Origin of the sequence: Pseudomonas sp. LFM046 (genome assembly GCF_000949385.2) — a bacterium.
In the GTDB taxonomy this organism is placed as follows: domain Bacteria; phylum Pseudomonadota; class Gammaproteobacteria; order Pseudomonadales; family Pseudomonadaceae; genus Metapseudomonas.
Genome location: NZ_JYKO02000001.1, coordinates 4,953,856 through 4,967,027, shown reverse-complemented (window position 1 = coordinate 4,967,027; position 13,172 = coordinate 4,953,856). Strand labels below are relative to the sequence as shown.

At 66.1% G+C, this 13,172-nt stretch carries 10 protein-coding genes; 1 reads left to right on the top strand and 9 read right to left on the bottom strand.

Translation table 11 applies throughout. The annotated features are described in order from the left end of the window. Positions 1–4: 4 nt before the first annotated feature. The 5 genes from TQ98_RS22905 to TQ98_RS22885 form a co-directional block, all read right to left on the bottom strand. On the bottom strand, positions 5–2,938 hold the full coding sequence (locus TQ98_RS22905; protein ID WP_044874083.1) for a DUF748 domain-containing protein: 2,934 nt from the start codon (positions 2,936–2,938) through the stop codon (positions 5–7). 90 nt (positions 2,939–3,028) lie between these two features. Continuing rightward, on the bottom strand, positions 3,029–4,048 hold the full coding sequence (locus TQ98_RS22900) for a class I SAM-dependent methyltransferase (protein WP_044874084.1): 1,020 nt from the start codon (positions 4,046–4,048) through the stop codon (positions 3,029–3,031). A gap of 75 nt (positions 4,049–4,123) precedes the next feature. After that, complete coding sequence (locus tag TQ98_RS22895) at positions 4,124–4,999, bottom strand: oxygenase MpaB family protein (RefSeq protein WP_044874085.1); 876 nt, start codon at positions 4,997–4,999, stop codon at positions 4,124–4,126. Positions 5,000–5,063: 64 nt separating this feature from the next. Next, complete coding sequence (acs, locus tag TQ98_RS22890) at positions 5,064–7,001, bottom strand: acetate--CoA ligase (RefSeq protein ID WP_103103060.1); 1,938 nt, start codon at positions 6,999–7,001, stop codon at positions 5,064–5,066. 109 nt (positions 7,002–7,110) lie between these two features. Next, complete coding sequence (locus TQ98_RS22885) at positions 7,111–8,157, bottom strand: DJ-1/PfpI family protein (protein WP_044874088.1); 1,047 nt, start codon at positions 8,155–8,157, stop codon at positions 7,111–7,113. Between the two features lie 105 nt (positions 8,158–8,262). On the opposite strand from TQ98_RS22885, the gene TQ98_RS22880 reads away from it, so the two are divergent. Continuing rightward, the gene (locus tag TQ98_RS22880) at positions 8,263–9,234 is read left to right on the top strand and encodes a helix-turn-helix domain-containing protein (RefSeq protein ID WP_103103059.1); all 972 of its coding nucleotides are present in this window, start codon (positions 8,263–8,265) and stop codon (positions 9,232–9,234) included. Between the two features lie 61 nt (positions 9,235–9,295). Here the strand turns inward: TQ98_RS22880 and pgi are convergent, their stop codons facing one another. The 4 genes from pgi to panB all read right to left on the bottom strand — a co-directional run bounded on the left by pgi (position 9,296) and on the right by panB (position 13,149). Then, entirely contained in the window at positions 9,296–10,960 is a 1,665-nt protein-coding gene (gene pgi / locus TQ98_RS22875) for a glucose-6-phosphate isomerase (RefSeq protein ID WP_103103058.1), read from the bottom strand. Positions 10,961–11,030: 70 nt separating this feature from the next. Then, positions 11,031–11,411, bottom strand: coding sequence for an aspartate 1-decarboxylase (panD, locus tag TQ98_RS22870; protein ID WP_016494751.1), 381 nt, complete (start codon positions 11,409–11,411; stop codon positions 11,031–11,033). A gap of 80 nt (positions 11,412–11,491) precedes the next feature. After that, entirely contained in the window at positions 11,492–12,352 is an 861-nt protein-coding gene (gene panC, locus TQ98_RS22865; RefSeq protein ID WP_044874091.1) for a pantoate--beta-alanine ligase, read from the bottom strand. Next, the gene (panB, locus tag TQ98_RS22860; protein ID WP_044874092.1) at positions 12,349–13,149 is read right to left on the bottom strand and encodes a 3-methyl-2-oxobutanoate hydroxymethyltransferase; all 801 of its coding nucleotides are present in this window, start codon (positions 13,147–13,149) and stop codon (positions 12,349–12,351) included. Before panB ends, panC begins: the two co-directional genes overlap by 4 nt. Between the last annotated feature and the right edge of the window lie 23 nt (positions 13,150–13,172).

The window sequence follows — 13,172 nt, the reverse complement described above, 5'->3', positions numbered from 1 at the left end:
TCTCCTACTCGCTGTCCAGGTGCAGCGGTGTGATCACCTCTCCAGCCTGGTTGGGCTCCACCATGCTGACGTCCAGCAGGAAGATGCGGTCATCGGCGAGGCCGCCGCGGTCCACCAGATAGTCCTTGATGCTGGCGGCGCGGGCCTGGCCCAGCTGGCGCAGCAGCAGGTCGCTCTGGGCCCAGGACGCCAGCACGGCTTCCCGCAGCTTGGCGGCGCGCTGTTCGCTATCCAGCTCCGTCCATTCCGCCGGCGGCTGCTGCTTCAGGCGGGAGCGGTAGATGCCTTCCAGCATAGGCGCTTTCTCGTCGTCCGGAACCTCGATCTGACTGGCTTCGGCCGGCACTTTGTCGCCCCGGCGCTGGGCGATCTTGAAGTACGTGCTCTGGAATTCCCGCTCCAGGCGCTGTTCGGCCAGCGGCGGGCCGTCGGCAGACTTGGCGCTGGCCCCTTCCACCTCCAGGCGCAGGCCCGGACGTTTCTTGAGGGCGTCGGCCAGGGTATCCAGGGACTTCTGCGCCTCGGCATCCAGTTCGCTGCTGCCGGCCGGGAAGGGCACCTGGCCCAGGTCTTCGGCGCTGCCGCCCACCAGGCCGGCGACGAAGTTGAAAGGCGCCTGCACCGCGCGCAGCACCAGGTTGCGCAGGGTCTGCCAGACGATGGGGGCGACGCTGAACGTGGGATCGTTCAGGTTGCCGGCCACCGGCAGCTGGATATCGATCTTGCCCTCGGTGTCCTTGAGCAGGGCCACCGCCAGGCGTACCGGCAGGTCCACCGCGTCGGGGCTGGAGACCTGCTCGCCAAGTTGCAGTTGTTCCAGCACCAGGTGGTTATCCGCCTTCAGCTGGCCTTTTTCGATCTGGTAGTGCAGGTCCAGGTTCAGGCGGCCCTTGCGGATGCGGTAGCCGGCGAACTTGCCGGAGTAGGGCGTCAGGGTGGTCAGTTCGACGCGCTTGAAGCTGGTGGCGATGTCCAGGCTATCGAGCGGATTGAAGGGATTGAGGCTGCCCTTGATGGTCACCGGTGCGTACCGATCCACCTTGCCGTTCACCGCCACTTTGGCCGGTTTGGGATTGCGGTTGTCCAGGGTGCCGATCTCGCCGTTAAGCTGCTGGATGGCGGTGGCGAAGTTCGGCGTCAGGCTGAAGTCGGCGAAGTTGGCCGAGCCGTCCTTGATCTCGATGCCACCGATGCGGATGCCCAGAGGCTTGCCGGCGGGTTCGGCGCTGCCGTTCGCGGCCGGCTGGGCATTGGCGGCAGCCGGAGCGTCGGCTGCGGCCTGCTTGATCACCAGGTCGCTGGCGTTGGTGGTCAGGTCCTCGTTGATGATGAAGCGCGCATAGGGCTGGTTCAGGCTCACCTTCTCGATGTTCAGGCTGTCCCCGTGCTGGTAGTTGAGGCCGTCGATCAGCAGTTGCTGCCATTTGACGAAGTCGCGCTCCTTGATCGTGTCCAGGGTGTGCATCTGGTTGACCAGGGCGCGGCCGGTAATGCCCAGGGCCAGGGGTTCGGTGCTCTTGAGGTCGACGTTGAGGTCACTGTCGAGCATGCCGCTGCGCAGTTCCAGGCGCACGAAGGGGCTGATGTAGGCCTGCGCCACCCGCAGGTCGATATCGCGGGTTTGTACCTGGAGCTGCGCGGTGGTGGGCTTGAGCTGGACCTGGCCCACCGCCTGCACCTTGCCTTGTTTGCCGAGGCCGGTGTCGAGGCTGAGGCCGAAGGGGGACTCGCCACGGCTGTCGAAGTCCTTGAGGTCCAGGTTCAGCGGGCCCAGTTCGAGCTGTACCGGCTCCTTGGGCACCCGGTCGGCCAGGTGGACCTTGTAGCCGCGCAGCTGGGTGTCCTTCAGCTTCACGACCCAGGGTTTGGCGGATCCGGCCTGGGTATCGGCCTGCTCGGCAGCGGGCTTTGCCTCCGCCTGGGCGGCGGGCTTGGGTTCGCTGGCAAAGAGCTTCTGCCAGTCCAGCTGGCCATCGGCTTCGCGGGCGGCCCAGGTTTCCAGGTTCTGGCTGTGGATCTTGCCCACCACCACTTCCTGCTTGGCCAGGTCGAGGGAGGTGTCGCTGACTTCCAGCAGCTCCAGATTGACCAGTGGGCGATTGTCCGGCGCCTTGATGGCGAAGGGCGCGACCTTGATCCAGATCTTGTCCAGGTTCAGGTGGGTGCCGTTGGCCAGGCTGAGTGTGTAGTCCGTGGAAAGACTCATCACGCCCTGTTCCAGCACCAGGGGCACGGCGTCACGCACATAGGGCCAGAAGGCTTTCATCTTGCCGTCGGTGATCTTCAGCTGGCCGCTGGAGGTGAAGGGCACCACGCTGATCTGGCCCTGCCAGTCGACGCGCCCGCCATTCGGGCCGGTGGCCACCAGGGACATCTCGGCATTGTCGTCGGGCAGGGTGCTGAGGTGGTGCAGTTCCAGGTTGAGGGAGTCGTAGACGAACTCGATTGGCTCGCTGGGGCGCAGGTCCTGGAAGTGAATGCCTCCCTCGGTCAGCTCGATGCGATCGACCCGGACGGGAAAGGGCTCGCCGGCAGGCTCTTCGGGCTTGGGTTCGCTGGGTGGCAGCTTGAACAGTTGGGTCAGGTTGAACGTGCCGTCCTTGGCGAACAGCACCTCGGTGGTGGATCGGTCCAGCTCCACGTCCGCCAGGTGCAGGGCACCGGACCAGAGGCTGTCCCATTGCAGGTTGGCATAGAGCCGCTCGAAGCCTGCCTGCTCGGCCTTGTCGTCACCGATATGCAGGCCCCAGAGGGTCAGCTCCAAGCTGAAGGGGTTGAGCTGGATACGCTCCAGGCGCGCGGGCACCGTGGCGTACTGGGCCAGTTGCTGGTTGGCCACCCGCAGGGCGATTCCGGGGATGATCAGAAAGCCGAGGAGGCTGTAGAGGGCAACGACGATCAGTAGGGCACAAACGGCCCGCTTCAATCCTTTGTACATGAGGCGTCAACTATCCCGGCAAATTTGCCTTGGATTATGGCACGGCCTCGTGGTTCCGCCTGATGGCTGGCTCTCGTTACTGAACGGCTTTCAGAGCTGCAGGATCAGCGTCTTGAGGGGCGGCCGAGCATCCATGGAGGGGAAGTCGGCGGCCGGCACCAGTTGCTGGCAATCGCGCACTGGCCGGCCCAGCTTGCTGGCGCAGCGCAGCACCTGCTCGCGCCAGTCCTCCAGCTCCACCTTGGCCAGGTTGTTGTTGCACACCAGCACGCCGCCTTCGGCCGTAGCCATCAGGGCGGGCTTGAGCAGGCTCTGGTAGTCGCGCAGCAGGTCCACCGTGCCGAATGCGCTCTTGGCCCAGGCCGGCGGGTCGAGGAACACCAGATCGAACTGGCGCTGTTCCAGGCGCGGGTAGCTGGGCAGCTTCTGGCCGTGACGGCGGGCGATGGGCAGGCCGGCCAGTTGGCGGATGGCCGGGAAGTAGTCGGACTGCACGAAGTGCATGGGTGCGAGGTCCGGATTCAGTGCAGCGTTCTCGCGGCCGACCGCCAGGTTGCCCTCGGCGAAGTCCAGGTTCCACACCTCGCGGGCACCCCCCGCCGCCGCGCACAGGCCGACGCCGCAGGTGTAGGCGAAGAGGTTGAGCACCGACTTGCCAGCGCTGTTGGCCTTCACCCAGCCGCGGGTGTTGCGCAGGTCGAGGAACAGCAGCGGGTCCTGCCCCGGATGGCGGCCTCGTACCCGGTAATTCAGCCCCCACTCGTGGCCGACCAGGTCTTCGAGGGCGGCAGGCTCGGCCTGATAGACCGCATCGCGGCGGTCGACGCGGGAGTTGCCCTGGGAGCGGTCGTTGTAGACCAGCAGCAGCTTGTCGCCGAGGAATTCTTCCACGCTGGCGGCCAGGGCAAGGAGGGGTTCACGCTCCAGGGTCTGATGGAAACTCTGCACCATGAGCTGAGGGCCGTAGCGGTCGACGGTCAGGCCGGACGCGCCCTCCTGGCTGCCGTGGAACAGTCGATAGCAGTCGGTGCCCTGGGTGTGGAGTTCGGCCAGCAGCGGCTGACGGGCATCGAGGGCGGCGCGCAGCGCCTGGAGGAGAGCGGAGGACATGCGCGGCGTCTCGCAAAAAGGGGCGCGCAGTTTAGCAAAGCCCGCAGTCCCGCGCCGCGCGGCCAGATGCCGTGCTCAGCGTGGCGACAGCCCCATGCGGCGGCGTGCACGATGCACCGCACCGTTGCGCATGGCCCAGCGCAGCAGCGGCGCCACGCGCCAGACCAGGTCGCGCACCACGCGTCGCTGCCAAGGGCGCTGGTGGAGGCCGAGCATGGCGCTGGCCCACTCCGGCATCAGGTCGATGCCGGCCTGCATCATCAGCAGGCCGAAGGGCTTGGCCAGGGCGCTGGGCGCCGGCGCCGCGAGGAGGACGCGCACCACTTCCAGGCTGCGTTCGTCGCAGAGCAGTTGCGGGCGCATGGCCTCCAGGTAGTCCGCCACCGCCTGGCGCGATTTCGGCACATCGCGCGCCCCGAGGCGTTCGGCCACCAGGGCGATCTCGGCGTAGTAACGGTCCTGGTCCTCCCCTGAAAGGTGCGGATTGAGGTAGCGCAGGTGGGCCTTGAGGAAGCAGCTGACTTCGGCCACGTGCACCCAGGTGAGCAGGGCCGGGTCGCTGGCGGCGTAGGGGCGGCCATCAGGCGCAGTGCCGACCACCTGCTGGTGGATGCTGCGCACCTTGTCGATCAGCCAGTCGGCGTCCTTGCGGGTGCCGTAGGTGGTGCCGGAGATGAACTGGCCGGTGCGGCGCAGGCGGCCGAGCATGTCCGCGCGGAAGTTGGAGTGGTCCCAGACGCCGGCCAGGGCCAGGGGATGGAGCATTTGCAGCAGCAGGGCGCTGATGCCGCCAATCATCATCGAGGTGAAGTCGCCGTGGACCTTCCAGGTCACCGAGTCCGGGCCGAACAGGCCGGGGTCGCCCTTGGGATTCTCGAAGTCGAGTTGGCCGAGGGCCAGACCCGTGAGGCCGATGATCTGGCGTTCGATACGGCGGCGAATGAATTCCATGGAGGAGGAGTGCTTCCGGGCGAAGGGCACCAGCCCGCGGGACGGGCTGGTGCCTTGGCGGGCCTTACTGGTTGAGGCGTTTGTCGATCAGGCTCTGCACCACGGACGGGTCGGCCAGGGTCGAGGTGTCGCCCAGGTTTTCCAGTTCGTTGCAGGCGATCTTGCGCAGGATGCGGCGCATGATCTTGCCCGAACGGGTCTTGGGCAAGCCCGGGGCCCACTGGATCAGCTCGGGTTTGGCGAAGCTGCCGATCTCCTTGCTGACCAGGGCCAGCAGTTCCTTCTTCAGCTCCTCCGAGGGTTCCAGGCCCTTCATCGGGGTAACGAAGGCATAGATGCCCTGGCCCTTCACGTCATGGGGATAGCCGACCACGGCCGCTTCGGCCACGGAGTCGTGGAGCACCAGGGCGCTCTCTACTTCGGCGGTGCCGATGCGGTGGCCGGAGACGTTGATCACGTCGTCGACGCGACCGGTGATCCAGTAGTAGCCGTCCTCGTCGCGGCGGGCGCCGTCACCGGTGAAGTAATAGCCGGGGTAGGCGGCGAAGTAGGTGTCGATCATCCGCTTGTGGTCGCCATAGACGCTGCGGATCTGGCTTGGCCAGCTGGCCTTGATCGCCAGGACGCCTGAGCCCGCCCCTTCGATTTCCTTGCCCTTTTCATCCAGCAACGCCGGCTGCACGCCGAAGAAGGGACGGGTAGCGGAGCCGGGCTTGAGGGGAGTGGCGCCGGGCAGCGGGGTGATGAGGATGCTGCCAGTTTCGGTCTGCCACCAGGTGTCGACGATGGGGCAGCGGCAATCGCCCACCACGTGGTAGTACCACTCCCAGGCTTCCGGGTTGATCGGCTCGCCGACGCTGCCGAGCAGTCGCAGGCTGGCGCGGGAGGTCTTCTTCACCGGGGCCTCGCCTTCGCGCATCAGGGCGCGGATGGCGGTGGGGGCGGTGTAGAAGATGTTCACCTGGTGCTTGTCGATCACCTGCCAGAAGCGCGAGGCGTCCGGGTAGTTGGGCACGCCTTCGAACATCAGGGTGGTGGCGGCGTTGGCCAGCGGACCGTAGACGATGTAGCTGTGGCCGGTGACCCAGCCCACGTCCGCGGTGCACCAGTAGATGTCACCGTCGTGGTAATCGAACACGTACTTCTGGGTCATGGCCGCACACAGCAGGTAACCGCCTGTGGTGTGCAGCACGCCCTTGGGTTTGCCGGTAGAGCCGGAGGTGTAGAGGATGAACAGCGGGTCTTCGGCGTCCATCCATTCTGGCGGGCAGTCTTCGCTGACACCGTGGAGGGCTTCGTGGTACCAGAGGTCGCGACCTTCGACCCAGTCGATGGTGCCCTCGGTGCGCTGGACGACCACTACCGACGACACGTTCGGGCAGTCCTTCAGGGCCTTGTCGACGTTCTGCTTGAGCGGAACGTACTTGCCGCCACGCACGCCCTCGTCGGCGGTGATCACGGTGCGGCAGTCAGAGTCGAGGATGCGGTCGCGCAGGGCGTCGGGGGAGAAGCCGCCGAACACCACCGAGTGCACCGCGCCGATGCGCGCGCAGGCCAGCATGGCGTAGGCCGCCTCCGGGATCATCGGCATATAGATGCAGACCCGGTCGCCCTTCTTCACGCCACGGTTCTTCAGCACGTTGGCCAGGCGGGTCACGTGGCTGTGCAGCTCGCGGTAGGTGATGTTGGCGGATTCGCTGGGATTGTCGCCTTCCCAGATGATCGCGACTTGTTCGCCACGCTGCTCCAGGTGGCGGTCGATGCAGTTGTAGGCGACGTTCAGCTTGCCGCCCTTGAACCACTCGGCTTCGCCCTTCTTCAGGTCGCTGTGGTGCACCTGGTCCCAAGGCTTGAACCAGGTGAGGAAACTGGTGGCCTGCTCGCTCCAGAACAGCTCGGGCTGCTCGACGGACTGTTGGTACAGGCGCAGGTAGGCATCGTTGTCGATCAGAGCGCGCTTGCGCACGGCATCCGGCACGGGGTGAAGGCAGATCTCGTACATGGCGGGTCCTTGTTGTTGTGTAGCCGAGATGGCGACAAGGGTGCATCCAAGCCGCCCGTTCGTTCAAGGGTTGACCGTAGAGTTTTGAGCCTCGGGAGAGCCGGATCGTTCAGCGCCGCTGGTACTCCAACTGGGTGGCGACAAAGGCCGCGGTGGCTGCGCCATAGCGGGCGCTGATGCCGTTCAGGGCCTCGTCCAGTGTCACGCCTGCCGGCACGGTGTTCCCCGGCAGGGGAGGGACTTCGGGGCTCGTCGCGTCCGGCAGAAACTCCAGCCCCTGGCGGCTTTTCACCGGTCCGCTTGCCGTGGCCAACACCTCAGTGCGGAAGCTGCGGGCCCAGGCATCGGCGCGCAGGGCCAGGGCGGCTTCGTCCAGACCCGGTTCGAGCGGGAGGGCCAGGGTCTCGTGGCGCCAGAAGGCGAGGTAGTTGGTCGCGGCGGTGAAGTAGCCGCCAGGGCCGAAGGTGAAGGTGCGGCTGTTGTGCTCGGACGACCAGTCGCCGAGGCCGATCTCGCGGCCCAGGGCGGCGGCCCTCGCCGGACCGGCAATGGCTTCCACCAGGGCGAGGGATACCGGCAGGGCGGCGCTGACGCCGGAGCTGGTCACCACGCTGCCGTCCACCACGTAGCGGGTATCCACCTGCCAGTGGGCGTCGGGGAAGTCCGCTTCGCGCTGTTCCTTCGAGTACCAGTGGCCGGTGGCGCGACGGCCGTGGAGCAGGCCGGCGTGGCCCAGGACCAGCACGCCATCGCAGATGCCGACCACCGTGGCGCCCCTGGCTGCCTGGGCGGCGACGAAACCGGTCAGGGCCGGATCGTCGCTGTGGTGCACGGCGGGGACGATCAGATAATCCGCCCCCTGTGGATAACGTTGCTCGAACGCGGCGATGGTGGCCTGGGCGCGAACCTTGAGGGCCGGCATCAACTGCAGGGGGCCTTCGCGGGTGGAGAGGGCGATCACCTCGGCTACACCAGAACGGCCAAGCAGGCCGAAGGGCACCAGGAAGTCCACCAGTTCAGTCATGCGGTTCTCGCCCACCACGGCCACCACGGGCCGTTCCCGACCGAAGCGCGGCTGGTAGGGCTGGATCTTCTCGGCGGCTACTGCCTGGGTGAGCAGCGGGACAAGTAGCAGGATCAGCAGGAGTTGGCCCATGGCATGTTCTCCGGGACGTGGGGCCACCAGTCTGGCGCGCAGGCGAATGTCAGGAATGACAGCTATCAGTGAATATCTGCCAATCCTGGTTTCGAGTACGCCCTCATGGCTTCCCCTCATCGCGTTGTGCTGCTGGTGTTTCCCGGTTTCCAGTTGCTGGATGCCACAGGTCCGGCCGAAGTGTTCGCCGCAGTAGGGGAGCACCTGCCGCCGACGGCTTGCACCTATGTACTGCAGAGCGTCTCGCCCGGTGGCGGCCTGGTGCGTTCCAGCGCCGGCCTGGAGCTGCTGACCGAGACGCTGCCGGACCCCGCCAGCCTGGCCGGATGCACCCTGCTGGTGGCCGGCGGCTACGGGGTGCAGCAGGCCATGGGGCAGGGTGTGCTGGCGCGTTGGCTGAAGGAAGCGGCCGCCCATGCGGCGCGTTGCGGCTCGGTGTGCACCGGCGCCTTCCTGTTGGCCCAGGCCGGTGTGCTGGACGGGCGGCCCGTGGTGACCCACTGGAAGTACGCCGCTCTGCTGCAACGGCTGTTCCCAAGCCTGCAGGTGCTGGAGGACGCACTCTTCGTCCGCGATGGGCGCTTCTACAGTTCCGCCGGAGTGACCGCAGGCATGGACCTCTGCCTGAGCCTGGTGGAGGAGGACCATGGCCGGGCGCTGTCATTGCAGGTGGCCAAGGGGCTGGTGATGTACTTGCGTCGTCCCGGTGGGCAGCGGCAGTTCAGTGCCGAACTGTTGGCCCAGCAGGCACCTGCTGGCGGTGTGCTGGAACGGCTGGCGCAGTGGCTACGCGGCCATCTGCACGAGGCGCTGGATGTCGAGGCGATGGCGGCGCGGATGGCGGTTTCCCCGCGCACCCTGCACCGGCATTGTCAGGCGGAGCTGGGGGTGACGCCGGCCAGGCTGCTGTTCCAACTGCGGCTGGAAGAGGCGTGTCGGCTGCTGGAAGCTGGGGCGGTTTCGCTCAAGCGTACGGCGGAGAAGACGGGGTTCGGCAGCGAGTACAACTTGCGACGGGCCTTCGTTCAGGCCCTGGGGGTGACGCCGAGCGAGTATCGGCAGCGGTTTTGCCGATAACGCAATGGGGGGATGGCTGTAGGGGCGAACGAATCCGCCCCTACAGGTTCGGCAGGCGCGATCAGCCGCGGTGCCGCCCGCGGAAGAAGTCGATCAGGCCCTGGGTGGAACCGTCTTCGGCCTGGGCTTCGTCCTGACCGGTCAGGCGCGAATAGACGGCCTTGCCGAGTTCCTTGCCCAGTTCCACGCCCCACTGGTCGAAGGCGTTGATGCCCCAGAGCACGCTCTGCACGTAGACCTTGTGCTCGTACATGGCGATCAGCGCGCCCAGGCGACGGGGGCTGATGCGCTCCATCACCAGGGTGTTGCTCGGGCGGTTGCCAGGCACCACCTTGTGGGGCGCCAGGCGCTGTACTTCATCTTCCGGCAGGCCCTTGGCGCGCAGTTCGGCCTCGGCCTCGGCGCGGGATTTGCCGAGCATCAGGGCCTGGCTCTGGGACAGGCAGTTGGCGAACAGCCACTGGTGGTGGTCGGCCACCGGGTTGTAGCTGGACACCGGGACGATGAAGTCCGCCGGGATCAGCTGGGTGCCCTGGTGCAGCAACTGGTGGTAGGCGTGCTGGCCGTTGCAGCCGACGCCCCCCCAGATCACCGGACCGGTGCCGGCGCTGACCGGGGTGCCGTCCTGGCGCACGCTCTTGCCGTTGGATTCCATGTCCAGCTGCTGGAGGTGGTCGGTGAAGTTACGCAGGTAGTAGTCGTAGGGCAGGATCGCGTGGCTGCGGGCGCCCCAGAAGTCCCCGTACCAGACGCCGAGCAGGCCGAGGATCACCGGGATGTTGCGATCGAACGGTGTGCTCTGGAAGTGCTGGTCCATGCTGTAGGCGCCGGACAGCAGTTCCTTGAAGTTTGAGATGCCGATGGACATGGCGATCGGCAGGCCGATGGCGGACCACAGCGAGTAGCGGCCGCCCACCCAGTCCCACATGGGGAAGATGTTTTCTTCGCGGATACCGAAGGCGACGGCCGCTTCCTTGTTGCTGGAAACGGCGATGAAGTGCCGGTACAGCTCTTCCTCGCTACCGCCCTGGGCCAGGTACCAGGCACGGGCGGCCTGAGCGTTCTTCAGGGTTTCCAGAGTGCCGAAGGACTTCGAGGAAACGATGAAGAGGGTGGTCTCGGCATTCAGGCGGCACGCCAGTTCGCGGAACTCGCTGCCGTCGATGTTGGCCAGGTAATGGCAGCGCACGCCCTTCTGGGCGAAGGGCAGCAGGGCTTCGGAAACCAGCTGCGGGCCGAGGAACGAGCCGCCGATACCGATGTTCACCACGTCCGTGATGGGCTTCTCGGTGTAGCCGCGCCACAGGCCGTTGTGCACGGAGCCCACCAGCTCGGTCATCTGGTGCAGCACGCGGTGCACTTCGGGCATCACGTCCTTGCCGTCCACCTTCACCTTGTCGCCGATGGGTCGGCGCAGGGCGGTGTGCAGCACCGGGCGTTGCTCGGATGCGTTGATCACATCGCCACGGAACATGGCCTTGATGGCATCGCCCAGGTGCGCTTCCTCGGCCAGCTTGACCAGCAGGGCCAGGGTGTCGGCGCGGATCAGGTTCTTCGAGAAGTCCAGCAGCAGACCGCAAGCGCTGTGGCTGAAGTGCTTGAAGCGCTCGGCATCGTCAGCGAAGGCCTGGCGCAGGCTGAAGCCGGCAAGGTCCTGGCGGTGCTGGTGCAGGGCGTTCCAGCTGGGCAGTTGGGTGACATCGAGCGGCGTCAGGTGGTGATCCATGGCGTACCTGTGTGCGACTTATGAAAAAGCCCGGAATAGTCCGGGCTTCGGGTCATTCTGCTGTCCGGTGTCAGGCGACCTGAACCGGAATCGCGTTGCTGGTGTGGCTGAGTTCGTTGCCCGGAGCCATGTACAGCATACGCGGTTTGAAATTGGCCAGTTCCGCTTCGCTGTAGTGAGCGTAGGCGCAGATGATTACGCGGTCGCCCACCTTGGCCTTGTGCGCCGCTGCGCCGTTCACGGAGATCATCCGCGAGCCGTTCTCGGCACGGATAGCGTAGGTGGTGAAGCGCTCGCCGTTGTCGACGTTGTAGATCTGGATCTGCTCGTATTCACGGATGCCGGAAAGGTCCAGCCAGTCACCATCGATGGCGCAGGAGCCTTCGTAATCGAGCACGGCGTGGGTGACTTCGGCGCGGTGCAGTTTGGCCTTGAGCATGATGGCGTGCATGGCATTTCCTCGTCAGGTCGCAGGCGGCGGCAGAGTTTGCCCGAACCCCCGTGGGGGTTCAAGGCTGAGGCCGGTGGCGGTCAGGCTTGCTCTTCGAGGTTGAAGGCAAGGTTGTCGATCAGGCGGGTGTTACCCATGAAGGCGGCACCCAGTATCACCAGGTGCTGGTCACCGGCGTTGGCGCGGCGCAGATTCAACGCTTCACGGACTTCCAGGTAGTCGGGCCGGAAACCGGCCTTGGCCAGTTCGGCCTGGCCTTCCTGTTCCAGCGCATCGAAGTCCTTGCGGCCCTGGCGGATGGCGGCGGCCAGTTGCTGCAGGGTGCGATGGAGAGCCGGGGCGTTGGCGCGCTGGGCGTCGTCCAGATAACCGTTGCGCGAAGACAGTGCCAGGCCGTCGGCGGCACGCACGGTGGGCTCGCCGATGATCTGGATGGGCATGTTCAGGTCGCGCACGAGCTTGCGGATCACCGCCAGCTGCTGGAAATCCTTCTCGCCGAAGATCGCGAGGTCGGGCTGGACCATGTTGAACAGCTTGCTGACCACAGTGGCGACGCCTTCGAAGTGACCGGGGCGGCTGCCGCCGCAAAGGCCATCTGAGACCACGGGCACATTGACGCGGGTCTGGCCTTCCATACCGTCCGGGTACATTTCTTCCACATCAGGGTGGAACAGGAGGTGGCAGCCGGCGGCCACCAGCTTCTCCTGGTCAGCCACCAGGGTGCGCGGGTACTTGGCCAGGTCTTCATTGGGCCCGAACTGCAGCGGGTTGACGAAGATGCTGGCGACCACGAAGTCGGCGCGCTGGCTGGCCTTCTCCACCAGGGCGACGTGGCCGGCATGGAGGTTGCCCATGGTGGGCACGAAGCCGATGCGCTTGCCCTCGCTGCGTGCGCGGGCGACAGCGGCGCGGAGTTCGCGGACGGTCTTGACGGTGATCATGCGGAGAACCCGTGTTCAGCTGCGGGGAAGGAGACGTCCTTGACGGCATTGACGTAGGCAGCGAGGGCCGCCTGGATGCTGCTCTGGCCTTCCATGAAGTTTTTCACGAACTTGGGCGCACGGCCGGTGAGGGACATGCCCAGCATGTCGTGCAGGACCAGTACCTGGCCGTCGGTAGCGCTGCCGGCACCAATGCCGATGACCGGGATCTTCACCGATTGGGTGATTTCGGCAGCCAGTTCACTGGGAACGCATTCCAGCAGCAGCATGGCGGCACCGGCCTGTTCGAGGGCCATGGCGTCGGCGCGCAGCTGGCGGGCCTGGGCTTCCTGGCGGCCCTGGACCTTGTAGCCGCCCAGGATGTTCACGGCTTGCGGGGTCAGGCCCAGGTGGGCGCAGACCGGTACGCCGCGCTCGGCCAGCAGGCGGATGGGCTCGGCCAGCCAGGCCGCGCCTTCCAGCTTCACCATGTGGGCGCCGGCCTGCATCAGGGCGGCACAGTTGGCGAAGGTCTGCTCGAGATTGGCGTAGGCCATGAAGGGCAGGTCGCTGATGATCAATGCGCCCTGGTTGCCACGCTTCACGGCGGCAGTGTGATAGGCCATGTCGGCCATGCTGACCGGCAGGGTGCTGTCATGGCCTTGCAGGACCATGCCAAGGGAGTCGCCCACCAGCAGCACATCCACACCGGCCTGGCAGGCAGCCTGGGCGAAAGTGGCGTCGTAGGCCGTCAGCATGGCGATCTTCTCGCCTTTCAGCTTGAGCTCTTGCAGGGTGGTCAGGGTCACATCAGGCATGAAAACGTCCTCATCGGCACCGG

Bases quoted from the DNA above. Each gene is read 5' to 3' on its own strand.
- panD (WP_016494751.1), bottom strand. From the start codon at position 11,411: ATGCACGCCATCATGCTCAAGGCCAAACTGCACCGCGCCGAAGTCACC.
- acs (WP_103103060.1), bottom strand. From the start codon at position 7,001: ATGTACGAGATCTGCCTTCACCCCGTGCCGGATGCCGTGCGCAAGCGC.
- TQ98_RS22900 (WP_044874084.1), bottom strand. From the start codon at position 4,048: ATGTCCTCCGCTCTCCTCCAGGCGCTGCGCGCCGCCCTCGATGCCCGT.
- panB (WP_044874092.1), bottom strand. From the start codon at position 13,149: ATGCCTGATGTGACCCTGACCACCCTGCAAGAGCTCAAGCTGAAAGGC.
- TQ98_RS22905 (WP_044874083.1), bottom strand. From the start codon at position 2,938: ATGTACAAAGGATTGAAGCGGGCCGTTTGTGCCCTACTGATCGTCGTT.
- TQ98_RS22885 (WP_044874088.1), bottom strand. From the start codon at position 8,157: ATGGGCCAACTCCTGCTGATCCTGCTACTTGTCCCGCTGCTCACCCAG.
- panC (WP_044874091.1), bottom strand. From the start codon at position 12,352: ATGATCACCGTCAAGACCGTCCGCGAACTCCGCGCCGCTGTCGCCCGC.
- TQ98_RS22880 (WP_103103059.1), top strand. From the start codon at position 8,263: ATGGCTTCCCCTCATCGCGTTGTGCTGCTGGTGTTTCCCGGTTTCCAG.
- pgi (WP_103103058.1), bottom strand. From the start codon at position 10,960: ATGGATCACCACCTGACGCCGCTCGATGTCACCCAACTGCCCAGCTGG.
- TQ98_RS22895 (WP_044874085.1), bottom strand. From the start codon at position 4,999: ATGGAATTCATTCGCCGCCGTATCGAACGCCAGATCATCGGCCTCACG.